The sequence below is a fragment of the Paraburkholderia sp. MM6662-R1 genome (genome assembly GCF_050436245.1).
Lineage (GTDB): Bacteria > Pseudomonadota > Gammaproteobacteria > Burkholderiales > Burkholderiaceae > Paraburkholderia > Paraburkholderia tuberum.
Genome location: NZ_JBNDLV010000004.1, coordinates 2514080 through 2535863 on the forward strand (window position 1 = coordinate 2514080; position 21784 = coordinate 2535863).

Annotated in this window: 18 protein-coding genes and 3 pseudogenes; 11 read left to right on the forward strand and 10 right to left on the reverse strand. The window is 62.5% G+C overall.

Going from position 1 to position 21784, the window contains the following annotated elements; genetic code table 11:
• The first annotated feature begins 262 nt into the window (after nucleotides 1–262).
• Nucleotides 263–445, forward strand: coding sequence for a hypothetical protein (locus OKW39_RS41440; protein ID WP_429565294.1), 183 nt, complete (start codon nucleotides 263–265; stop codon nucleotides 443–445).
• 476 nt (nucleotides 446–921) lie between these two features.
• Here the strand turns inward: OKW39_RS41440 and OKW39_RS41445 are convergent, their stop codons facing one another.
• A complete protein-coding gene (locus tag OKW39_RS41445; RefSeq protein ID WP_429565295.1) occupies nucleotides 922–1329 on the reverse strand; it encodes a DUF6573 family protein in 408 nt (135 codons plus the stop codon).
• Between the two features lie 540 nt (nucleotides 1330–1869).
• Between OKW39_RS41445 and OKW39_RS41450 the strand changes: the two genes are divergently transcribed.
• From OKW39_RS41450 to OKW39_RS41465, 4 genes and pseudogenes are all read left to right on the forward strand, one after another.
• Nucleotides 1870–2052 (forward strand): hypothetical protein, encoded by a 183-nt coding sequence (locus OKW39_RS41450; RefSeq protein ID WP_429565296.1) that lies wholly within the window; start codon nucleotides 1870–1872, stop codon nucleotides 2050–2052.
• A gap of 322 nt (nucleotides 2053–2374) precedes the next feature.
• Nucleotides 2375–2657 (forward strand): annotated as a pseudogene (locus OKW39_RS41455) (NAD(P)(+) transhydrogenase (Re/Si-specific) subunit alpha); the annotation flags it as partial.
• A gap of 57 nt (nucleotides 2658–2714) precedes the next feature.
• Nucleotides 2715–3071 carry an NAD(P)(+) transhydrogenase (Re/Si-specific) subunit beta gene (locus OKW39_RS41460; protein ID WP_429565505.1) on the forward strand — a complete coding sequence of 119 codons (357 nt, stop codon included), beginning with the start codon at nucleotides 2715–2717 and terminating at the stop codon, nucleotides 3069–3071.
• 203 nt (nucleotides 3072–3274) lie between these two features.
• The gene (locus OKW39_RS41465; RefSeq protein WP_429565297.1) at nucleotides 3275–3490 is read left to right on the forward strand and encodes a LysR family transcriptional regulator; all 216 of its coding nucleotides are present in this window, start codon (nucleotides 3275–3277) and stop codon (nucleotides 3488–3490) included.
• Nucleotides 3491–3541: 51 nt separating this feature from the next.
• Here OKW39_RS41465 and OKW39_RS41470 read toward each other — a convergent pair whose 3' ends face one another.
• Both OKW39_RS41470 and OKW39_RS41475 read right to left on the reverse strand, forming a co-directional pair.
• Nucleotides 3542–3757 (reverse strand): hypothetical protein, encoded by a 216-nt coding sequence (locus tag OKW39_RS41470; RefSeq protein ID WP_429565298.1) that lies wholly within the window; start codon nucleotides 3755–3757, stop codon nucleotides 3542–3544.
• Between the two features lies 1 nt (nucleotide 3758).
• Entirely contained in the window at nucleotides 3759–4616 is an 858-nt protein-coding gene (locus OKW39_RS41475) for an ExeA family protein (RefSeq protein ID WP_429565299.1), read from the reverse strand.
• A 105-nt stretch (nucleotides 4617–4721) separates the two neighbouring features.
• Between OKW39_RS41475 and OKW39_RS41480 the strand changes: the two genes are divergently transcribed.
• A complete protein-coding gene (locus OKW39_RS41480; RefSeq protein WP_429563147.1) occupies nucleotides 4722–5876 on the forward strand; it encodes an IS110 family transposase in 1155 nt (384 codons plus the stop codon).
• Nucleotides 5877–6336: 460 nt separating this feature from the next.
• On the opposite strand, the pseudogene OKW39_RS41485 reads toward OKW39_RS41480, so the two are convergent.
• Together OKW39_RS41485 and OKW39_RS41490 are read right to left on the reverse strand one after the other, a co-directional pair.
• Nucleotides 6337–7742, reverse strand: a pseudogene (locus tag OKW39_RS41485) (helix-turn-helix domain-containing protein); the annotation flags it as partial.
• A 266-nt stretch (nucleotides 7743–8008) separates the two neighbouring features.
• The gene (locus tag OKW39_RS41490; protein ID WP_429565300.1) at nucleotides 8009–8407 is read right to left on the reverse strand and encodes a hypothetical protein; all 399 of its coding nucleotides are present in this window, start codon (nucleotides 8405–8407) and stop codon (nucleotides 8009–8011) included.
• Between the two features lie 139 nt (nucleotides 8408–8546).
• Here OKW39_RS41490 and argP point away from each other — a divergent pair, with 139 nt between their 5' ends.
• Nucleotides 8547–9329: an HTH-type transcriptional regulator ArgP gene (argP, locus tag OKW39_RS41495; RefSeq protein WP_429565301.1), complete on the forward strand. Its 783-nt coding sequence runs from the start codon at nucleotides 8547–8549 to the stop codon at nucleotides 9327–9329.
• On the opposite strand, the gene OKW39_RS41500 is transcribed toward argP, so the two are convergent.
• On the reverse strand, nucleotides 9275–10627 hold the full coding sequence (locus tag OKW39_RS41500; protein WP_429565302.1) for a hypothetical protein: 1353 nt from the start codon (nucleotides 10625–10627) through the stop codon (nucleotides 9275–9277). The two genes, argP and OKW39_RS41500, sit on opposite strands and share 55 nt — an antisense overlap.
• A gap of 16 nt (nucleotides 10628–10643) precedes the next feature.
• On the opposite strand from OKW39_RS41500, the pseudogene OKW39_RS41505 reads away from it, so the two are divergent.
• A pseudogene (locus OKW39_RS41505) lies at nucleotides 10644–11189 on the forward strand (AMP-binding protein); the annotation flags it as partial.
• 910 nt (nucleotides 11190–12099) lie between these two features.
• On the opposite strand, the gene OKW39_RS41510 reads toward OKW39_RS41505, so the two are convergent.
• Nucleotides 12100–12405, reverse strand: a complete 306-nt coding sequence (locus tag OKW39_RS41510) for a carbohydrate porin (protein WP_429565506.1) — start codon at nucleotides 12403–12405, stop codon at nucleotides 12100–12102.
• 44 nt (nucleotides 12406–12449) lie between these two features.
• On the opposite strand from OKW39_RS41510, the gene OKW39_RS41515 reads away from it, so the two are divergent.
• Entirely contained in the window at nucleotides 12450–12884 is a 435-nt protein-coding gene (locus tag OKW39_RS41515) for a response regulator transcription factor (RefSeq protein WP_429565303.1), read from the forward strand.
• Nucleotides 12885–13052: 168 nt separating this feature from the next.
• Here OKW39_RS41515 and OKW39_RS41520 read toward each other — a convergent pair whose 3' ends face one another.
• From OKW39_RS41520 to OKW39_RS41530, 3 genes are all read right to left on the reverse strand, one after another.
• On the reverse strand, nucleotides 13053–13364 hold the full coding sequence (locus tag OKW39_RS41520; protein ID WP_429565304.1) for an ATP-binding protein: 312 nt from the start codon (nucleotides 13362–13364) through the stop codon (nucleotides 13053–13055).
• Nucleotides 13365–13495: 131 nt separating this feature from the next.
• Nucleotides 13496–13864 (reverse strand): calcium-binding protein, encoded by a 369-nt coding sequence (locus OKW39_RS41525; protein ID WP_429565305.1) that lies wholly within the window; start codon nucleotides 13862–13864, stop codon nucleotides 13496–13498.
• 30 nt (nucleotides 13865–13894) lie between these two features.
• Nucleotides 13895–14383 (reverse strand): hypothetical protein, encoded by a 489-nt coding sequence (locus OKW39_RS41530; RefSeq protein WP_429565306.1) that lies wholly within the window; start codon nucleotides 14381–14383, stop codon nucleotides 13895–13897.
• A gap of 148 nt (nucleotides 14384–14531) precedes the next feature.
• On the opposite strand from OKW39_RS41530, the gene OKW39_RS41535 reads away from it, so the two are divergent.
• Together OKW39_RS41535 and OKW39_RS41540 are read left to right on the forward strand one after the other, a co-directional pair.
• Nucleotides 14532–14900 carry a hypothetical protein gene (locus tag OKW39_RS41535; protein WP_429565307.1) on the forward strand — a complete coding sequence of 123 codons (369 nt, stop codon included), beginning with the start codon at nucleotides 14532–14534 and terminating at the stop codon, nucleotides 14898–14900.
• A gap of 507 nt (nucleotides 14901–15407) precedes the next feature.
• Complete coding sequence (locus tag OKW39_RS41540; protein WP_429565308.1) at nucleotides 15408–20927, forward strand: trifunctional serine/threonine-protein kinase/ATP-binding protein/sensor histidine kinase; 5520 nt, start codon at nucleotides 15408–15410, stop codon at nucleotides 20925–20927.
• Nucleotides 20928–21784 lie beyond the last annotated feature (857 nt).

The window sequence follows — 21784 nt, forward strand, 5'->3', positions numbered from 1 at the left end:
CGACCAGGCCGACTGCCTCGAATGACAACTCGACCGGGACAAAATCTAACAATGTTTAAACGATTGTGTTGCGCCTTTTTCAGAGAGGATGTTGAGGGAAAGCTACGCTAAAACCGACGCAGTGCAGAATTTAATCTATGGTCCGTGCGTTGGAATCGTTTCCCACTTCGCCAGATCAGGGGCGCTGATCGTCTCAATGGTAGTGGGGCTCTGACTCTCTGGCGCGTGTGCTAGCTGTTCTCTTGCAATGCGAGCATTTCGAATGCTTTCCACCGGCGTTGAGCCCGTGTTGCCGGCAGAAATTGTGAACTTCGCCGCGGGAAAAACTTTCAAAAGCGCACTGCCGCAGGACCTCCTCTGCATTGATGTTTTCGATGTCGATCGGTGCCAAGAGACTCGAATGTCTGAAATCAATTGCTTGACTTTAAATAAAAAAATTGCGTAATCGATTTTATGTATACGCGTAGATATACGCGAAGCAATTGGACTCCATACGACGCTGTTCCAAGGCGGATGTTTCCAACGGCGCGGCGCCGGGCAAGCTCTTCAGCTTGGGGGAATTGCTGCTTTCATGGGGTGCAGGTGGTCGGAGGTTCAAATCCTCTCGCCCCGACCAAAGAAATCAACGGGTTACAGATTTACGTCTGTAACCCGTTTTGTATTTCTGGCTTGCGTGCCCGAATGGTGCCCGAAAAAGCGCGCGTTACATGCCTAGCGGCCAGCACTCGAGCAACGACAAGACTGTGGCTAGGTAACGTTACAGTTTCGTGCCATACGGGTTGCCGCCAACATCAACACCACTGTATTCCTCGGTAGTCGTCGGCAAACCTGTTGCGGGATTGATTGGATATACGGACATGTTTTGCTCTCCTTAATGAGTGGTTGGAATTGCCCCGCCGTCATCGACGGGGCGGGTGAAACTTAGTCTTCTTCAGGCATCAGAATCGTGATGACGGGTTCGGCGTCGTCGCCAGGACCGAGGTGCAGGTTCAGAGTGACAGGCCGGGGTCGTGTCCCTCGACCGCCGCGCGGCACGCGGTGCAGTTCAAACGGGATACGCTGTGCGCCACGTGCGCGCTTTGCTGCTAGTGCACCCATCCAAAGCACGTCCCAAAGCCGACCGCTTTCGCCCCTTTCGCTGTCGGCGTCGGTCCACGCTACGCAATCTGCCCATACTGCTGATATCACCGCGACCGGAATGCGAAAGCCGGCTTCTCGCGCCAGAGCACTCACATCGACCAGCACGCCATCGGCAATCGCCTGCGCGCGGGTGTAGCTCGAAATTGTCTTGCCGAAAACGTCGTCGGGGTTGTGTGCGTTGTCCTGCATGGTGTTCGCTCCTTGAAAGCTGACCGGGTTCCTGATGCAGAGCCCCCTCACACCGTTTCCGGTGCCGGCGCGGGGTGGCGCTGTGCCTGCCGCCGTTCTTCCCTCTGCTTCGCCCTGGTGCACCGGCGACGTCAGGCATCAGGGCCGTCATGCAAGGTCACGTCCGCAGGCCGCAGTCCGAACGGAACCGGGCGAGGAACTTGCGCGTAGCGCTCGGGCTTGCATGGCGGCACGCCTGGCGTAGGTTCACCAGGGTCAGGCGGAGCAGAGGGAGGAACGACGGCAGGCAGTCATCGCGACGGGACCGGCGTCGCGGGCGAACGGGGACAGGTGGACACGAGCGCGCGCGACCTCTGCACGCGTAGCGTGCGTGACTCGCAAGCCAACGGCGCGCAGCCGGCGTGCATCGGCACGGCGGCGAAGGGGGCGCCGCGTCGCGCAGCGGCGTGGGGCTAGCGCATGCAGCGCGCAGCACAGACTGGCGCACCGTTCCCCAGGACGGTTGCCTGCTGAAGAGGTCCGCGAACCACCGAGACACGAATGATTTCCCGCAACGTTGTGACCTTCACCGTGGACGCGTCTTTCGTGCAAATCGTCAAGGCCGGCCAGGTGGCAACGATGTTTCTTGCCAACCAGCCTGAACCATCCGCGGCTATCAAAGCGGCGCAAAGGCAAGGTTCACGATGTCATCTTGGCAGCCAGCTCCTTTGTTTCCGGAGTTGACCTCGGATAAATTGGTCCACGGTACGCACGATGGTCCGACTGCACAGGTTCATGGGTTTAGTTGAAATGCGGAAGGGCTGGGGGCTCGCCGGCGCATATGCCATCATCACCTCGGTATGGTTTGATAGCGGACGCGTTCGTTGCTCAGTTCGGGACGGCTTTGCTCGCGCGTTTACCGGTGCGTGCTATGTCCACGGCAATCGCACACACTGGTAACGACATGCCGTTTTCTGACGAGGGGGCTAGCATTTTGCCGAACATTCCCGATGCCGTCGCGTCGCTGACGAGAAACGCTACGTAGCGCCCACAGACGGCACAACGGACCCTCGCGGCGGGACGTGGCGCCGAATATGAAGGCCGGCGCGGCGGCAACTGCCCGCTGAACGAAGCGGACTGGGTCGTGATGAAGCACGGCGTGTCGCTCGTCGGCTACACGAACGTCCCGTCGATGGTCGCGGCCGACGCGTCGTCGCTCTGCGCGCACAATCTACTCGACTCTGAATCTGATCGTCACGAAGGAAGGCGCGCTGAACATTGATCTCTCCGACGATATCGTCGCGGCCACGTTTCTGTCCCGCGACGGCGAAGTCGCGCGCAGGTCATAAAGGAGAGCAGGGATGGAAGTCATCAATCACACGGTGATCAACCTGACCATCTTCGTGCTGGCGATCTACGTCGTCACGCTGCTGTATCCGATCGCTTCGGTCTGCTTCATTCAGGCCCTCAAGGGGCTGTCGAATACGAGGATGGCGCGTATCGGCAACACCTTCGGCATGGTCCGGATGGCGATCGCTATCCTCACGACCGTCGCGCTGATCGCCAAGCAGGCCGCAGCGGTCGGCTCGAATCTCGGCCCGGGCTCGGCCTGCTGCTGGTTGCGCTGGTGGATCGGCGGCGCAGTGGGTGCGTTCCTCGCGGCGCGCGTCGCCATAGGCATGAAAATAGCGGTGCCGGAGGCCGACATGATGTTCTTTGCCGTGTCGTTCGCCTCCATGCTCACATGCCTTACGCATCGTTAATGCGTCATGTACTTCGTTTTCTATACCGATGTGCTGCGGCTTCAGTGGCGGTTTTCCATTGTTGCACAGAGTGCATCTACCGTAGGATTAACCGGGCCGTGCTAAGGTACCGACGTCCGAGTAGTTTGTCTGGGCATGAAGCCCGGCGGTCTTTTAACCTCGCACCCTAACCGTGGTCCGGACCAATATCGGGGCAGCTCTATATGAATTTCGACCGTCAACAACTGGAAACATTTTTTGCAGTCGTTGAGTTTCGACATTTTGGGCAAGCGGCGCGCGCGTTAAACATTACTCGTGGTGCTGTCTCCCAGCGAATAATCGCTCTGGAAGAGTCGTTTGGTACGCCGTTGCTTGTGCGTAATGGGGCTACGCCTGAGCGTGAGCACGTAAATCGATGGGGCAATGAGCAACATAAATGATGTTCGAGGGACGAAGTAAAACGGGAGCCATGAATGGCTCCCGTTGTCGTTTCAGAATGGCTCGTCGATGCTCTGGTGTGGCGGCTGTGTCGGACCGCGGTACCAGGGCTCGCGATAGCGGCGGATCTGGGTCGCGTAGGCGCGGCTGAACCACAGATAGAGGTCTTCGATGAAGAACTGCATCATGTAGGCCGCCTCGTCGGAGAGCTCGGGCAATGGCAGGCGCCGGGAGGCGTTGGGTTTGTGAGGTGATGCTTTGGGGGACATGTCATCGGGCTCCGTTGGGTTGACGCGCTGGCGTGCGGCGCGAGGACTGTGTTGATGGTGCAAAGACCTCGAAGTACAGCTTCTCGTCGAGTTCGGACAGTTCGCGCTGCGCGGCGGTGGTGAGCAGTTCGTTGGCGAGCGTGGTGAGCACGCGGTAGTTGCCCAGCGCGTGTTCGCACAGCGTGTGGCGCAGCGGCGGTGTCATCAGTTGTGGTGCGCCGGCGCTGGCGAGCAGATGATCGAGGCAGGCCAGCAGATCGTCAGCCGAAGCCTTCTCGGTCCCCAGGCGCGAGCGGATACGGCTGCCCAGTGGCAGCAGTTCGTCGCGCCGCAGCTTGTCGGTCAGGCGCGTGTCGCCGGCGAGCACCACACACAGCAGGGGCTGCGAATCGAAGCGGGCGCTGGCCATGAGCCGCAGTTCGTTGAGCACGCCGGGACTCATTGCCTGCGCTTCGTCGATCAACAGGATTGGGCGCCGGCGCGTGCTTTGCAGGTGCGACATCCACCGGTCGCGCAGCGCCCTGAAGCCGCCCCAGCGGTTGTGCGGCCGGAGTTCCAGACCGAAGATGTCGCCCATCTCGCGATAGAAGTCGGCGAGGTTGCTCTGCGGATGATTGATCGAGACGACTGTCAGATCGGTCAGTCGCTCGAGCTTCTCGGCCAGCACGCGCATGACCACGCTCTTGCCGGTACCCGGCTCGCCGTGGATCATCGCGAAGCCGCCTTCGCGCACGAGCGCGTTCTCGATGCGCCAGCAGAAGTTCTCGACGCGCGGCGGCACGTACAGCGCCTCGAGGGGAAGCTCCGGCGAGAACGGGTTCCACTTCAGGCCGTAGAGGGCTTGCAGGCGCTGGCTCATGCCTGCTCCTGCCAGTCGGCGGGAATCCAGATCCTATGAGCGAGGGGCGTCGACGAACTGATACTTAAAATCAGCGTGTCAAGTCCCGTTCAAAGGAGGAGCATCATGCGCACGAATCAGACGTTCACGGCGGGTGGCGAAGAACTGGTATTGGCGATGTCACTCGAGCTCGCCGCAGCAACCTGGAAGGTCGCGCTGCACGACGGCCGACGCGAGAAGCCCGCCGTGCACGCGGTCGCGCAGCCACAGGCCGCCGCCCGCCTGCAGGCGGTGCTGGACCTGATCGAACGGCACAAGGAGAAGTGGTCGCTGCCCGCGGGCGTGCGCATCGTCGTCAGCTACGAGGCCGGCCAGGACGCGTTCTGGATCTGTCGCGCGCTGCAGGCGCACGGCATCGAGTGCTACGTCGTCGATCCGGCGAGCATTCCGGTCGAACGCCACAAGCGGCGCGCGAAAACTGACCGGCTCGATGCCATCAAGCTTGTGATGAATCTGCGCGCGTGGCTACGCGGCGAGCGCGATCGCATGCACGTGGTCCACGTGCCGTCGCCACAGGACGAGGCGTCGCGCCAGCTGATGCGCGATCGCGGCCAGTTGCAGAAGGAAGTGCTGCAGCACCGCGACCGCATGCGCAAACTGTTAGCCACGCTCGGCTGCTGGGATGAGGTCGACCACCGGGCCTTCGCTGGCCGGCTCGCCCGTAACGAGGTGAAGTGCCACGACGGCACGCCGCTGCCGCCCGAGCTGCGTGAGCGGCTGCTGCGCGAGTGCGAACGACTGGCGCTGGCGCAGCAGCAACTCGCAACGCTGGAGAAGACGCGTAAGGCGAGCGTGTCGCCTCCTGCGCGCGAACGAAGCGATGCCCTCGCGCGCCTGAAGGGGATTGGCGAAGTGGGTGCGTCGCGCCTCGCCCTCGAGCTGTTCTGGCGGGAGTTCAGCAACCGCCGCCAGGTGGGCGCCTGCGTCGGACTGGTGCCGCAGCCCTACGACAGCGGCCAGAGCCATACCGATCAGGGCATCAGCAGACAGGGTAACCGGAGGGTACGCGCGTTACTGGTTGAGATGGCGTGGACCTGGCTGCGCTATCAGCCCGGCAGTGCACTGACGCAGTGGTTCGACCAGCGCACCCAAGGCACCGGCGCCAACCGCCGCGCGCGCCGCATCGCGATCGTCGCGGTGGCGCGACGTCTGGCGATTGCGCTATGGCGCTACCTGAAGGACGGCATCATCCCTGAAGGCGCGCAGCTGAAGTCAGTGTGACCAGCGAGATATCGTAATAAGGCAATCATGCAACCCCGCGGAGCCAATGTATGACGGTTTGAAGTGGACATGCCCGCCCACCCGCCGGGTTACCGACGTAGCCGCTTTGACAGATGGGGCATGCTCCCCGGGACAAGGTTCCGGCGTAATGCGCATGCAGGATGAGGCTGGCAAAGTGCCAGCGGATAGAAGGTAGTCGGACGTCAGGTCCGACGCGCGCGACGAGCGGCTTCAGACCAAGGACGCAGACCGGCTTGCATGCTGACGAGCGCAATAACCCGCGCTCACCAGCCTTCGCCAGCATTCCGAACCCTTCGCCGCGTCAAGGGTCCGCTGGCGCCAGGCTGAAGCCCGCCCTTGACCCGATTACGCGCCTCCGCACGCACGTGGAGGCGCAGAAGGACCTGACCGATGATTCATGAGACTGTTCGCGAAAGACGTTGACAACTTCCTGCTCATAGAAGGCGGGTGGCAGGCCGGTCGCCGCACGTTCAGCGAGTAACTGACGCATCAGTGGCGCGATGCCGGGCGCACTGGCCGGTGGCGGCTCGACATTGACGGCATCGAGTCGCCGACGCTGGCCATCAGCATTGGCGGCCTTGTCCAGCGGCCGCAGCGGGCACAGCACGGCGCCGCTATCGGCGTCGACGAGATCGACGCCGCTCAGGTCCCAGCGCGCGTAGCGCAGGTGCACGCGCTGCAGGTGCCGGTAGGCCGAGGGAATCTCGAAGCGCGTGCCGGCCAGACTCACGGTGCCATCCGAGCGCCGCTGGGCGCGCGTCACGTCGATACGGAATGCGGCGCGCAGCGCGTCACTCGACGGGCATTCGCGGCCCACATCGGGGCCGGCCAGATAGCGTTTGAGCGGCGTGCCACCGATCTCGGAATGATGCGCGTGGTGGTACTCGCGCTCGATCCATGCGTGGGTGGCCTGATTGAGCAGTTCGAGCGTGAGATTGGGCTCGCCTTCGAGCATGGCCATCACCCGCCCTTCGATGCGGGCCCAGAACGTCTCCTGCTTCGCGTTCTGGTACGGCGAATAGGGCAAGGTCGTCTGGTGCAGCACGCCGAGCGCGAGCAAGCCGGCGGTCGTCTCCTCGGCAAGCATTGCTGCGCCGTTGTCGGTCATCAGTGCGCGAGGCCGGCCACGACGCTGGAGTGCCTGGGTGAGCCCATGGATCAGACTACGTGCGGTCTCATCGAGAAACCATTGCGCGTGACAGACGACGCGCGAACGGTCATCGAGCACGCACAGCAGCATCGGCGTGATCCACTGGCCATCATGCTTGAGCAGCTTGCGCGAGCCGTGATGGAAATCGAGATGCCAGAGCGCGTTGACGTGCTCGACCTCGAAGCTGCGGACCTCGAGCTTCTCGAGGCGATCACGTGCGAGCATCGCGCCGGGCTGGTATGACGCGGCTTGCGTTCACGGTACAGGCCCTGCGCACGCAGATAACGACGCACCGTCGTGTACGACGGCAGGTTCGCCGGGCCGAGCGTGACCTTGAGATTGTCGAAGTGCAACTGGCAGGTCCAGCCGGGATGTTCCCGGTACTGCGCGCGAATCGCCTGTACCGCCTGAGGCGACAGGCTTGCGCCGGCGCCGTTGGGGCGCTTGCGGTCGCGCAGGCTCGCAACCGGATCGTGGGCCGCCTTGCGGGCCCGGTAGAACCACCGCTCAACGGTGGAGCGGCCGAACTGGACATCGTCGCCAGTGACGGGATGACGCCAGCGTTTGGCGGCCAGCGCGGTGATGAGTTCGCGCACCTGCCCGGGTTCAGGCGGTGCTGCCAGCAAGGGGCCCACGACCGCAAAGCGCAGGCGCGCCCAACGATCCCGCAGGGGTAAATCGTGAAGTTCAGTCATGCTCTCTCCAGGGATGCGGCGCACCGCGCCGCGATTCGGGGGAGAGGCGAGACTACCGGCGCAGTCCGAGGGGGGCGAGCGACAAGTTCTGCGGGCGGTTACCGTCCCTCACGCAGGGTGCTCACGGCGCTGCCGCTGGTGAGCGGTGAGAGCCAGCGCAGCAGGCATGGCAATGGCTCGGCAGGCGTGGTAGCGAAGCGCTCGAGCAGGCTTGCCGGCACCTGTGCGGTCTCGACGGGCGGCACGAACGCCCCCCGTCCGAGCGCCTAGAACGGTGTGCCGACAAACCCGGTCATCCACCAGTGCCGCCATCGCGCGATCGTCGAGGGCGGCACGCCCAGCGCATCGAGCTGGCGCATTGCCGCGGCCGTACCGGCGCTCGCACGCGTGGCGCTGACGACAATCATGATTGCGGCGGTGTAGACGCGCCGGCCGAGAAAGCGCACCGAGAATGGCGTGGTACGACGGCGACAGTCGGCGCAGCAGAAGCTGTAGCGGAACTCGCAGTGGCAGCGGGCTTCGTATGAAATTCCGCGCGGCTTGCGCGGGTAGCGGGCGCTATGGAGTACGCCACCGCAGCGACAACGCTGCGCGCGGGTCTGTTCAGCGTAGTCCTGATCGATACGTAACAGCAGGTGATAGAAGTTGGGATCGCGGGCACTCACGTGGCACACTCTGGCAGTCTCGGTTCTTGGCAGACACGAGACTCTCCCTTGGGCGTCGTTTGTGCAAGATGCCAGAGGGAGACCCCCTCCGCTACATCACGCAGGCTGCTCAAAACGCCCCGAATTCCCATCGATTTACGTGCTCACGCTCACTACGCCAACACCGGCTGGTGAAGCGCTCCTTCGGCATATCCATATGCTGAGGTCATTGGAGGCGGATACTATTCAGCAAATCAAGCCAGATGTACACGCGCGGGCAAAGATCGCAATTGCGGTCAATGCAGATTCGCTGGCGACATGGTTTGGCCCCGCCGCCTGTGCTATAGCGAAGGCGAGTTTCGCGCTGGAACTTGTAGTCGACGACCAGGATCACACCCTGCCGGTATTGGCACGCGGAGAGGCTATCGGGTGTGTTTCGACGGCGAGTACTGCGCCGACCGGATTTGTTGCAGAACCTCTTGGCGCGATGGAGTATGAGTGTGTGGCTGCTCCGGAATTTTCTGCGGCCTGTTTTACGCATGGACTCAATATGCACAATATCCTGGCCGCCCCCGCTGTGCTCTTTAATCGAAAGGATGGCTTACATGCAGCGTTCCTTGAACGCCTGCTCGGTTTCCCAGTGAGCGGTTATGCCACGCATTATTTCCCCTCCCCAATGGCGCTCTTGACGGCGATTCGGGCGGGTGTCGGGTATGGCCTTGTTCCGTCCATGCAGGCTCAATCTCTGATTGATTCCGGTGATCTGGTTGGCTTGGCGCCGCGTAACAGGATTGCCGTTGATCTGTATTGGCATCATTGGGAGGTGGCACCGCCCAATGCGACCGCGATTAGCGAAACTGTGATGCGTGAGGCCCGTCGAGCATTGGTTCAACCAGCGCCCGCGTCGTCCGGTAAGGGGGATGAGGGCGAAGTCGCGGACTGACCATTTGAGGACCCCGTCGGCCAATATGGTAGTCGATGCCCAGAGCGGGTAGCTGAAGCAAAGTTGTTGGATCGGCGAACCATCAAAACTCCAATCGCAAGCGAAGTCGGCAACGCGAAAAGCATGGGGGCCGCTTCAGGTATTTCTGTTGCCCCTGTCCAGCGCATCAGGTAACAGGTCATGGCGATGCAGATTCCGGTCACCATTGTTGCGTTGGCAGTTGCATGCGAGACGGACGTATGTAGTAGGCCGAATATTAGAAGGGGACCCACTGCGGCGATGTAGACCATATTGAGGTCGATCATCATGTCGACGAGACTTTGTTCGCGCGTGGTGACGAGGGAACCCAGTACGACGGGCAGGACGCGGGACCAGATTGGTCCTGTCATGGAAGGTGGGCCGAGTGTGGCCATAGCTTCAGCCATCGCTCGCAGAATCGAGCATCCGGCACCAAGAGCTGTTAAGCCTAGTACGGCGACAACGAGACCGCTCGCGGCGCTCACTGCGTAACTCGAAAGGGTATGCATCAGTACAATCGGAACAACCTGTACGGGATCGACGACGTGCTCCAGATGCCAGACCGGGGCAGCCGCGATTACAGCGGAGGCCGGCAGAAATCCGATAAGGAATACTAGCGCTGCTGCAAACAGGCAACCAGCGCGGGCGGTCGCAGGAGCCCGCGCTGCGACCACGAACTGCTGATAGTCTGCTCCACATATGACCATCACCACGACTGAGACGACCGTAAATCCGGTATGTGCCAGCGTCGTTGTGCGAAGCCCATCTAAGAACTGCATTGGCGCATGCACCCAGACACTGAACCCATCCGTTTCGAACAGCGTGCGCACGAGTCCGACGTTGCACGCAAGCATGCAGATAGCGAATCCTGCCGCAAGCCAAGAGAGTCGCATCAGCGAAAGGCAGATCAAAAGAGCGTCTATCAGTAGGAGTGCGGAGGTCGGTGGCAAGCCCGCTAGCGTCAGTATTGCGGATCCTCCGCGCATCTGCGCAGCAAGCACACCAGTCATCCAGACAAGCGACAGTAGCGCCACGCTGCGGCTGACCGTGGCACCGTAGAGTTGATCAAATCTGGCCCAGATGGATTGCCGTCCAACCGACAGGGCCGGGGCACATGCGGCGAGCGCGATCAGACCCAAGGCGCTCGCGATTGCGTAGAGGCAGCCTGCCATCCCGCCGCGGAGGGCGAGTTCGCCTGTGCCCAGGAAAAAGCCAATACCGCAGCTCGTGGAGACCAGCAGGCTTGTTACCTGTGCCAGGTTCAATGTTCGTTCAGACATGAGCTGCTTCCCAACCCTTTACGCTGGCGTGTACGCCGCTCAGGTAGGTGTCGCAGATGATCGCGCGGCGATTGAACGCGGAGATCTGCTTCAGGTGACGTTCTCGCACGGCGTGCCGACATTGGTGCACATGGTGCTGTCGAGCCCGGCTGCCGCCCGCGTCGATCTGAGCGGCTGGAAGGTGATCGTCGGCGGCTCGGCGCTGCCGCGCGGCCTCGCGCAGGCAGCGGTTGAGCGCGGCATCGATATCTTCACCGGCTACGGCATGTCCGAGACCTGCCCGATCCTGACTCTCGCGCAAACCGGGGCGTCGATGCCCGGCGATCCCGAGCGTGAGCTGGACGTGCGCACGAAGACGGGCCTGCCGATCCCTCTCGTCGACCTGCGCATCGTCGACGGCGAGATGAGCGAGGTGCCGCACGACGGCAAGTCCGCCGGCGAGGTCGTTGCACGCGCGCCCTGGCTGACGCAGGGCTACGTTGGCAATCCGGCCGCATCCGAAGCACTCTGGAACGGCGGCTATCTGCACACCAACGACATCGGCGTGATCGACCGTGAGGGCTAGTGGACGACACGCTCGTGCGCTGACAACAACTCGTTACCGGATGGTCCTGGTCGGCGACTGCTTCCCTCGACTGGGCGTACGCATGACGGCGACTTTGGCGGGTTGACCATGGCCGCGTTGGCCGATCCTTGCCGCCAGTTAAGCCCTGCACCTTTTGATCGCTGCACAATTGTCCTAGGATACAAAAACTGAGGCGTCACAGTCGGCTCGCCGAGCGCCGACAAGGAGCACCATGCCATGCACGCTGAACCCGTGGAATACAAGGCATCGACGATCATGCCTCTCGCTCCGGTTTCCATCCTAGGCTACGCAGCAACTGCGATAGTCACGCACCGGAACGGTAAACGCGAAACATTTGGCATTCTTGGTTACTTCGCATCCGAGAGTGCAGCATGCAGGTTTGCCATCGAATACGCGAAAGCCCATATCGACGGTCGGCGACGCCCGAGACCGCCGTTTTCCCTTCTGTAAGTCCGCGCCGGCCGTTCGTGCCGTCGGAGTTGGCGGCGGCGGATGGCTCGCGCAAATGCCGGAGCGATTCCGGATACATAAAAAAAGCCGCAGACATTGCTGCGGCCCAAACACACACGACGCGCAAGGAGCGCTGACGTCGGCTCCATCTTACACATCCCTGTTTCTGAAGCAATCAGGCGTCTCATCTGAATATTTGCGAGCGGCTGCATTGCCGCATCTGTCGTGGCGCGGGCTTTTGTCAATCGCTGATGCAGGCGTTGCAGAATGGCGACAGGGCCGGTCGTCCGGCGCCCAAATGTCACAAGCGACGTCACTGATCAAGGACTGGCGATGTCCCGCTGCAACGGCCGTCGGGCAAAGGCACACTACTAGCTAGCGATTTCAGACGCTGGTCGAGTGGCCGCTGAAAGCCGGATCTCGGACGCGCACGTTCTCATTTCGAAGGGCGGATCAGGATCGCGTGCTGCCGATCGCCGTCAGGCAGAGGGCGGCCATGAAGCGACGGTCGCCCTTTAGCTTCGAGCGGCCGAGGTTCGACCGATAGCGGACGACGGGCAATCGGCGACTTGAATAGTTCCGAGCGTGCCTCTGTCGACATGACTCTGGCGAAGACACCGACGGATTGCACGCTGTCCGCACTCGGGCGCCAGACCATCAGCTCAGCAACGGCGTAGAAACTGCACTTGTGCCGGTGACTTCGAGGGTGGTTGCCGGTGCTCCGTCCATACGTTGGTATGATGGGAACCTGGTCGCTTTGGCACTACGCTTCACGGTGAAGCGTTCATGTTGGACGCTGGCGCTCTTCGCCTCGAGAGCGCCCCACACCAGGCGATCCCTATGGGTCCTGTCCGGCTTGTTTCGATTGTCGACGACGACGAGTCTGCCCGCCTGGCCGCCGAAAGCCTGGTGCGCTCGCTGGGGTGGCCGACGCGTACGTTCGATTCGGCCGAGGCATACCTGCAGTCGATGCCGCCAGCGGGCGCCGACGGGACGGGGTGCCTGATTTCCGACATGCGCATGCCCGGCATGTCGGGCATCGAGATGTTCGAGCACCTGCTCGCGCTCGACGCTGCGCCGCCGACGCTCCTCATGACAGCATTTCCCACCGATGCACTGCGCGCGCGGGTGGCCGCGACTGGCGCCCTGGCCCTGCTCGAAAAGCCGCTCGACGCCGCCGCGCTCGAGCATCATCTGACGCGTGTGCTCGGCACGCCGTAATCAAAAGCCGGTGGCGTGCCGGCGTCATTGTCGCCGGCGGCTCGTGCCACGAGCGTCAGGTGGGACGTTCGCCGAACCCGTCACGGCGCCCTTGCGCGAATCTTCAAGTCCACCGGGCGAGGAGCGCCAGTAGGGCGGCGTGCTCGCCGGTCGATCGGACCGCGCCCGCTACGAGCGCAGCGCCTCCTGGCTCGCGTGCGTTTTCTCCTCGGCCGGCAGCGTGAAGCGGAAGACCGCGCCGTGCGGCTCATTCAGCGCGACCTCAAGCCGTCCGCCGTGCACCTCGACGATGGACCGGCTGATCGCCAGGCCCATCCCCATGCCCTCAGCCTTCGTCGTGTAGAACGACTGGAACAGGCGGTCGAGGTGCACGGGGTCGATGCCGGTGCCCGTGTCGCGTACTTCGACCATGGCGGTGTCCGGGCCGACCCTGGCTGTGCTGACTGTCAGCTCGCGCGGCCTGTCGTGCACGCCGGTCATCGCTTCAATGCCGTGTATCCGTCAGCGTAACCCGTCAGAAGTGGAAATTTAGTACGAGACCAACAACGCCGCGAGAGATCAGGACGAGGTGAGCGAGATCCCGCTGCGACAGTGCGACGGCTCTCTGGATGTCAGAACGCGTAACCTTGATCGTGCCAGTAGTGCCAGTCAGCGACGGCGAGTCGTGTCGGTTTATCGCTGTCCACCGGGACGATCTGAGCCAGGGGTGCCACCACGTCACGTTGGCCCCACCGGGCCCAGACGAAGATGCCAACCCGACACAGGTCTTCATGAGCGAGTCCGGTGACCGCGACGTGTTCACCCGGGTGCAGTGGTGAAGAGGCCATTGCCTGGCGAATGCCGGCCTCGAATGGAAACGAGAGCTGCTCTTCCAGATAGCAGTACCACGACATCGCCCGCTCTTCCTCAGTATAGGCGTCGACCACCACTTCCATCTCAATGCGATGTTCACGTTTTGCGTCGATCCTGGGCTTGGCCATGATGTTGTCTTCCGACCAGAGTTGATAGGGCTATAGATCGACGATACGCCGCAGCAGACCGTAGGAAACGCGCCAGTGACCCTCGGAATCTGTCACTGCAATCGAGGCCGTTTTCGAGTTGAGTCTGACGATGGTGCCGACACGCTCGCTCAGGTGTTTGTCGGTGAAACCGACGGTGTCGCCGACGAGGAACTCTTCGCGTTGTGCGCGCGGTGGCAGTGCCGGTTCAGAATGAATCGGGGCTGCGCTTTCGGGAACGATCGCCGCGTACGGTAGCGCCCAGCGGCGCCGGCTCGCATTGTCCTGAACGACCGCCTGTGTTTGCCGAAGCTCAACGACGGTTCCCTGCAATGGAGTCTGCCGCGGGTTGTCTGCGATATAACTCATAGCCATGCCGAGGTGCAGGCGCTGCCGTACTTCCAGGATGCGTCGGGGATCGTCGAGCATTTTTCCGACGGCGAGATAAAGGCGATAGAGTTCGGCGCTGGGCGCCTGCCGAAGTGAGTCGAGAATGTCCATGAATGTGATGGCATTTATACGATGCCCGCAGAACAGTATGAACGACACGCCGAAAAGCCGGCCCCGTCGCCTTGTGCTCCTTGACGAGATCCTTTAGGGTCTGCAACCCGACGACCGGGTAGAGTGCCTGTTTGACGGAGTCATCCGGATGATCGACGGCCGCCTCCGCCAGACGAAACAGCACACCGGTCTTGCCGCGCACGCGACGGAAATCTTCCAGCAATTGCTCCTCGACCTTCTTCTCGGCCTTGTTGTCGATCTTGTGGATGATCTGCATCAGCAGATCAATCAGGCCATCGACGATTTCGTGCTACCGCTGAAAGCAGAACGAGGCCGCCAGGCCATAGGGGATGTGTGTAGGATGTCGCCGCAAATCCCAGATCGATTCAACGCTTGCCCGCCGACGGAATTTCTGCAGCCATTTCGGTGGCACCGTTGCCAGCGTGACTGTCGGCAGCACAAGTCCGCGGATCGCCTTCAGCTTCGCCAGTTCCTGCAACCAGGGTTTCGAGACTGACGCGCCCCGCGTCGCGGCGCAAATGCGAAAAGCTGATTTCCCGCTCCGGCGCCGACGTATCGCCACTCTCCGGTTCGTCGACACCATCAATGGAGGAACGCCGCCATTGTGGACGGCGGCCACTGTATCGTCTGAGGTTAGTGAAAAGTGCGGAAACGTATGTACTTCTCGCCTCCGGGGCACGGTTCGGGTCGGCCTTGGCCACGGAAGCCGCGTCGGTGGCGCGCCAGGCCCCACCCATTCGACGGCACAGTCCGAGCAGCGTGCAGGTCCTCACCGCGGCCCTCCGACCCAATCCCGATGGCGCCAGGTCGCCGAGGTGTATCCTGACGAGACGCTTGCGAAGGTAGAACGTTGCAGCCCATAGCGATGCCGTCTCACCACTTGCTTTTCGAGCGCACCCGGCCTGTTCAGGCGGACGGATGTTAACGTCCTCTTAACTCAATAACAGGCGGCAGTCTGACGGCAGAGTGCGACAGATAAACGCCTACGTATGGTTCCGGCGCGATGCGTAACAGCTTTCAAATCTTGTGGGACGATGGCGAGCGCGTCTTCTCTCGAGGGCGGCGCCCGGGCGATGGCGATGGTGGTGGCGACGACAACGTCCTGATTGCGCGGCCCGCCGCCGAACATCCACCATTCGGCATCCTCGAACGCCTCGCGCACGAATTCGGATTGAAGGACGAACTCGATGGTGGGTGGGCAGTGCGGCCACTGGCGCTGGTGCGCGAAGGCGGCCGGACTCTGCTGGTGCTCGAGGATCCGGGCGGTGAGCCGCTCGCGCAGTTGCTCGGCGCGCCCATGGAGGTGGGACGTGTGTTGCGGCTCGCTGTGGGTATCGCCGCAGCGCTCGGCAAGCTCCATCAGCGCGGCCTCGTCCATAAGGACCTCAAGCCGGCCCATATCCTGGTGAACTGCGCGGACGGCCAGGCGCGGCTCACCGGCTTCGGCATCGCCTCGCGGCTGCCGCGCGAACGACAGGCGCCCGAGCCGCCCGAGACCATCGCCGGCACGCTCGCCTACATGGCGCCCGAGCAGACTGGCCGGATGAACCGCTCGATCGATTCGCGCAGCGACCTCTATTCGTTTGGCGTCACGCTCTATCAGATGCTCACCGGCGCGCTGCCGTTTACGGCCGCCGACCCCATGGAATGGGTGCACTGCCATATCGCCAGACAGCCGGTGCCGCCAAACGAGAGGGTGGAGAGGATCCCGGTTCCGCTCTCCCAGATCGTCATGAAGCTGCTCGCCAAGACGGCCGAGGCGCGCTACCAGACCGCGGCCGGCGTCGAGCGCGACCTGCAGCACTGCCTGGCCGATTGGGAGCGTCAGCACCGCATCGACGACTTCCCGCTCGGCGAACACGACACGCCCGACCGGCTGCTGATCCCCGAGAAGCTGTATGGGAGAGCGCGCGAGGTCGAAACCCTGCTCGCGTCCTTCGACCGCGTCGTCAAAGGCGGCGCCCCGGAGTTGATACTGGTGTCCGGCTATTCGGGAATCGGCAAATCCGCGCTCGTCCATGAGCTGCACAAGGTGTTGGTGCCACTACGCGGGCTGTTCGCCTCCGGCAAGTTCGACCAGTACAGGCGCGACATTCCCTATTCGACGCTGGTGCAGGCTTTTCAGAGTCTCGTAAGGCCTCTTCTCGGCAAGAGCGACACGGAGCTGGCGATCTGGCGCGACGCGTTGCTGGAGGCGCTAGGCCCGAATGCGCGGCTCATGACCGACCTCATCGCCGAACTAAAGTTCATCATCGGCGACCCGCCGCCGATCCCGGAACTAGAGCCGCAGCAAGCACAAAGCCGTTTCCAGCTCGTGTTCCGCCGCTTCATCAGTGTATTTGCCCGACCGGACCATCCGCTGGCGCTCTTTCTCGACGATCTGCAGTGGCTCGACGCGGCGACGCTCGACCTGCTCGAGGATCTGCTGACCCAGTCGGATCTGCAGCACCTGATGCTGATCGGCGCTTACCGCGACAATGAGGTCGATGCCAGCCATCCCCTGATGCGCAAGCTTGAATCGATCCGAAACGCCGGTGCGAAGATCGAGGAGATCACGCTTGAGCCTCTCGCCCCTGACGACCTCGAACAGTTGATGGCCGATGCGCTTCACTGCGAACCTGACCGCGCCGCGCCGCTGGCGCAGCTGGTGCATGAGAAGACCGCGGGCAACCCGTTCTTCGTGATTCAGTTTCTGCACGCACTTGCGGACGAGGATTTGCTCACCTTCGAGTATGACGCGGCGTGCTGGTCCTGGAATCTCGATCGCATTGATGCCAAGGGTTACACCGACAATGTCGTCGACCTCATGGTTGGCAACGTGACCCGCCTGCCGGCCGACACGCAGGAGGCGTTGCAGCTACTGGCCTGCCTCGGCCACACCGCCGCGATCGCGATGCTTGCGATCGTTCTCGGGACTTCGGAGGAGCAGGTGCATGCGGCGCTGTGGCCGGCGGTCCGTGAGGAACTGATCGAGCGCCTGGAAGGTTCGTACAGATTCATCCACGACCGGGTCCAGGAAGCCGCCTTTTCGCTGATCCCGGAAGCATCCCGCGCCGAGGCCCACCTCCGGATCGGTCGCTTGCTCGCGGCGCACACACCTCCCGAGAAGCGGGAGGAGGCGATCTTCGACATCGTCAGTCAGTTCAACCGCGGCGCCGCGCTGATCACCGACCAGGAGGAACGGGACCAACTCGCCGAGTTCAACCTGATCGCAGGCCAGCGCGCCAAGGGGGCCACCGCCTACGCCGCGGCGCTCGCCTATCTCGTCGCTGGTGCGGCGCAGTTGGCGGAGGATGGCTGGGCGCGCCGGCATGAGCTGATCTTTGCGCTGGAGCTGAATTGGGCCGAATGCGAATTTTTGACCAGCCAGTTGCCGGTCGCAGAGGAGCGATTGGCGGCGCTGTCGCCTCGCGCCACGACAACTGTCGAACAAGCCAGCGTCGCGTGCCTGCACATTGATGTCTGCACGGCCCTCGATCAGGCCGGCCGCGCGGTCGCTGTGTGTCTTAACTACCTCCGGCAGGTCGGTATCGCGTGGTCGCCCCATCCGAAAGACGAGGAGGTGCGACGCGAATACGAGCACATCTGGTCACTGCTGGGGGACCGGACAGTCGAGGATCTCATCGATTTGCCGCCGATGCGAGACGCGGCATCCTTCGCGACCGTCGAGGTTCTGAGTAAGGTCTTGCCGCCGGCCTTGTTTACGGATGCGAACCTGGCTGCCTTGACGACCTGCAAGGCGGTCAGTCTCAGCATCGAGCGCGGCAACTGCGATGCTTCGTGTCTCACCTATGTATGGCTCGCGAGGATCGCCGGACCGCGTTTCGGCGACTACCAGGCCGGATTTCGATTCGGCCAGCTCGGCTACGAGCTGGTCGGACGACGCGGGCTCAAACGTTTCGAGGCCGGCACGTATCATCGCTTCGCGGTCTTTGTCGCGCCCTGGATGAAACACGTGCGGGCCTGCCGTGATCTGCTGCGCCGCGCTTTCGAAGCGGCGAACCGGATCGGAGATCTCACGTGTGCAGCCTATGCGTGCAACATTCTAAACTCGGACCTGCTCTTCGCCGGCGATCCGCTGCCCGAGGTGCAAGGCGAAGCCGAACACGGCCTCGCGTTCGCCGAGAAGGCGCGCTTCGGCCTCGTCATTGATTTGATTACCACGAAACTCGCGCTGATCCGGATGCTCCGGGGCTTGACGCTGAAATTTGGCTGCTTTGACGACGGGCAGTTCAATGAGCCTCGCATCGAACGCCATTTATCCGGCAACCCGGCCCTGGCGACCGCTGCGTGTTGGTACTGGATCCGGAAATTGCAGGCGCGCTATCTGGCCGGCGACTATGCGACCGCCCTGGATGCCGCATCGAAGGCGCAACGGCTGCTCTGGACCTCAGTCGCGTTCTACGAGGAAGCCGAATATCACTTCTACGGCGCGCTGACGCAAGCCGCCTGGTGCGACACCGTACCGGCCAACGAGCGGCGGCCGCACCTGGACGCTGTCGCTGCGCATCACAGGCAACTGCAGGTCTGGGCGGAGAATTGCCCGGAGAATTTCGGGAACCGCGCCGCGCTGGTGGGCGCCGAGATCGCCCGCCTGGAGGACCGCGATGGTGACGCGATGCGCCTCTACGAACAGGCGATTGGTTCGGCGCGTGACAATGGCTTCACCCACAATGAGGCAATCGCCAATGAACTCGCGTCCCGTTTTTACGCGGCGAGCGGTTATGAGAAGATTGCCCGTGTGTATTTGCAGGACGCCCGCTACGGCTACCTGCGTTGGGGCGCCGACGGCAAAGTGCGACAACTCGAGGAGATGTATCCGCACCTTAGGACAGAAGAGTCCGCGCCGCCCGGCCCGACGAGCACGATCGCGACGACGGTCGAACATCTCGATCTCGCGACCGTGATCAAGGTGTCGCAGACCGTCTCGGGTGAGATCGTGCTGGAGAAGCTGCTGGATACGCTCATGCGCACGGCCAGAGAGCAGGCGGGCGCCGAGCGCGGCCTGTTGATTCTGTCGGACGGCGGCGAACAACGGATAGCAGCGGAAGCGACGAGCGGCGGCGACGCGACCCAGTTGCAGCTGCGCGATGTGCCGGTGAGCGCCGCGATGCTGCCGGAGTCGGTCCTCTACCACGTCCTGCGCACCCGCGAGAGCGTCATTCTCGACGATGCCGTGGCCGAGCCCCCGTTTGCAACCGATCCTTACATCCGTCAGCATCGTGCCCGTTCGATTCTCTGCCTGCCCCTGATGAATCTGGCCAAGCTGACCGGCGCGCTCTACCTCGAAAACAATCTGACCACGCGCGTGTTCAGCCCGGCCCGGATCGCCGTGCTGAGGCTGGTGGCCTCGCAGGCCGCGATCTCGCTGGAGAATGCCCGTTTGTACCGCGACCTCGCCGGACGCGAAGCCAAGATCCGGCGCCTCGTCGACGCCAACATCATCGGGATCATCGTGCGGAATCACGATGGTGACATTCTCGAGGCTAATGACGCGTTTCTTCGGATGGTAGGCTACGACCGTGAGGACCTTGTTGCAGGCCGCATAAGGTGGACGGACCTGACGCCGCCGGAATGGCGTCAGGGCGACGAACGGGTCCTGCGAGAGATCAGGGAGACGGGGCGCGCGCAGCCCTTCGAGAAGGAGTACATCAGGAAGGACGGCAGCCGTGTGCCCGTCATGATCGGTACGGCCGCGTTCGAAGCAAGTCGGAAGGAAGGTGTCGCGTTCGTGCTCGATCTGACCGAGCGCAAGCGCGCCGAGGAAGAAGCGCACGAAAGCGAACGGCGCTACCGCGAAGTGCAGACGGCGTTGGCGCATGCGAACCGCGTTGACACAATGGGCCAGCTCACGGCCTCGATCGCCCATGAGGTCAAGCAGCCGATCGCCGCGATGGTCACCAACGCCCGGGCGGCGCTGCGGTGGCTCGCCGCCCAGCCTCCTGACACGGAGGAAGTCCGGCAGGCGCTTAGCCGGATCGTCAATGACGGCAATCGGGCGGGGGACGTCATCGGCCGGATTCGTGAGCTGATCAGGAAGGCGCCGCCCCGGAAGGAACGGATGGACCTCAACGAGGCGATCCGCGAGGTGATCGAGCTCACGCGTGGCGAAGCAACGAAGCGCGGCGCCTCGGTGCAGACGCAACTCGCGGGGGGCTTGCCGCATATCGAAGGCGACCGGGTGCAACTGCAACAAGTCCTCCTCAATCTGGTCATCAACGCGATCGAGGCGATGAGCAGCGTCAGCGATGGCGCACGAGAATTAATCGTCACCACTGGGACAGCCGACGCTGGCTGCGTGCTCGTAGCGGTGCTCGATTCGGGGCCGGGCTTTGCCGCGGACAGCACCGAACACGTTTTCGCCCCGTTCTACACAACGAAGTCCGCCGGTTTAGGGATGGGACTGTCAATCTGCCGTTCGATCATCGAAGCACACGGCGGCCGATTGTGGGCGAGCGCCAACGTGCCGCGCGGCGCTGTCTTTCAGTTCACGGTGCCGGTTTATCCAGAACTTTCATCGTAATTGCACGCAGCGCGAGCAATTTTCTGGCGGTTGCGGCCCGCGAGCCGGCTGAGCCGGCGATGCGGCAGCTAGGGTCGATCGGCCAGCGTCCGCTGTCTGACTCGAAGCCGACGTTGCAATGTCCGCCGCGGCGCGCCTACGAGTGTCTCAAGATGGCCGGGCAGTACGCGATCATCCACCTCGCTGGAAAGCTGCCTATAAGGACTTCCTATAAGGACTTCCCTTTTTTTGCAAGCTGGGGTTGATTTATCCATCCATCCTCGTCCATCCATTCGATTGCCATGTCATCGGGGTACACATTCGGCATTCAGCGGCGAGACAGACTGCACACCTATAAACGGCCTTGTTGAGCACTATCATTGCGGGTGCCCGGGCCCGGATAGTAACCGCGCAGCAGGACTCCATCCGTTGGACGGCGAATACATTTCGTGTAGCGCCTCACAGCTTTTCGAGTTCGCCCGCTGCCTATAAGGACTTCCCTTTTTTTGCAAGCTGGGGTTGATTTATCCATCATCCTCGTCCATCCATTCGATTGCCATGTCATCGGGGTACACATTCGGCATTCAGCGGCGAGACAGACTGCACACCTATAAACGGCCTTGTTGAGCACTATCATTGCGGGTGCCCGGGCCCGGATAGTAACCGCGCAGCAGGACTCCATCCGTTGGACGGCGAATACATTTCGTGTAGCGCCTCACAGCTTTTCGAGTTCGCCCGCTGCCTATAAGGACTTCCCTTTTTTTGCAAGCTGGGGTTGATTTATCCATCATCCTCGTCCATCCATTCGATTGCCATGTCATCGGGGTACACATTCGGCATTCAGCGGCGAGACAGACTGCACACCTATAAACGGCCTT

Coding starts and splice junctions, on each gene's coding strand:
- OKW39_RS41530 (WP_429565306.1), bottom strand. CDS start 14,383: ATGGACATTCTCGACTCACTTCGGCAGGCGCCCAGCGCCGAACTCTAT.
- OKW39_RS41475 (WP_429565299.1), bottom strand. CDS start 4,616: ATGAGCCAGCGCCTGCAAGCCCTCTACGGCCTGAAGTGGAACCCGTTC.
- OKW39_RS41520 (WP_429565304.1), bottom strand. CDS start 13,364: ATGACCGGCGTGCACGACAGGCCGCGCGAGCTGACAGTCAGCACAGCC.
- OKW39_RS41480 (WP_429563147.1), top strand. CDS start 4,722: ATGCGCACGAATCAGACGTTCACGGCGGGTGGCGAAGAACTGGTATTG.
- OKW39_RS41535 (WP_429565307.1), top strand. CDS start 14,532: ATGATCGACGGCCGCCTCCGCCAGACGAAACAGCACACCGGTCTTGCC.
- OKW39_RS41470 (WP_429565298.1), bottom strand. CDS start 3,757: ATGTCCCCCAAAGCATCACCTCACAAACCCAACGCCTCCCGGCGCCTG.
- OKW39_RS41525 (WP_429565305.1), bottom strand. CDS start 13,864: ATGGCCAAGCCCAGGATCGACGCAAAACGTGAACATCGCATTGAGATG.
- OKW39_RS41465 (WP_429565297.1), top strand. CDS start 3,275: ATGAATTTCGACCGTCAACAACTGGAAACATTTTTTGCAGTCGTTGAG.
- OKW39_RS41540 (WP_429565308.1), top strand. CDS start 15,408: ATGCGTAACAGCTTTCAAATCTTGTGGGACGATGGCGAGCGCGTCTTC.
- OKW39_RS41440 (WP_429565294.1), top strand. CDS start 263: ATGCTTTCCACCGGCGTTGAGCCCGTGTTGCCGGCAGAAATTGTGAAC.
- OKW39_RS41515 (WP_429565303.1), top strand. CDS start 12,450: ATGTTGGACGCTGGCGCTCTTCGCCTCGAGAGCGCCCCACACCAGGCG.
- OKW39_RS41445 (WP_429565295.1), bottom strand. CDS start 1,329: ATGCAGGACAACGCACACAACCCCGACGACGTTTTCGGCAAGACAATT.
- OKW39_RS41500 (WP_429565302.1), bottom strand. CDS start 10,627: ATGTCTGAACGAACATTGAACCTGGCACAGGTAACAAGCCTGCTGGTC.
- OKW39_RS41450 (WP_429565296.1), top strand. CDS start 1,870: ATGATTTCCCGCAACGTTGTGACCTTCACCGTGGACGCGTCTTTCGTG.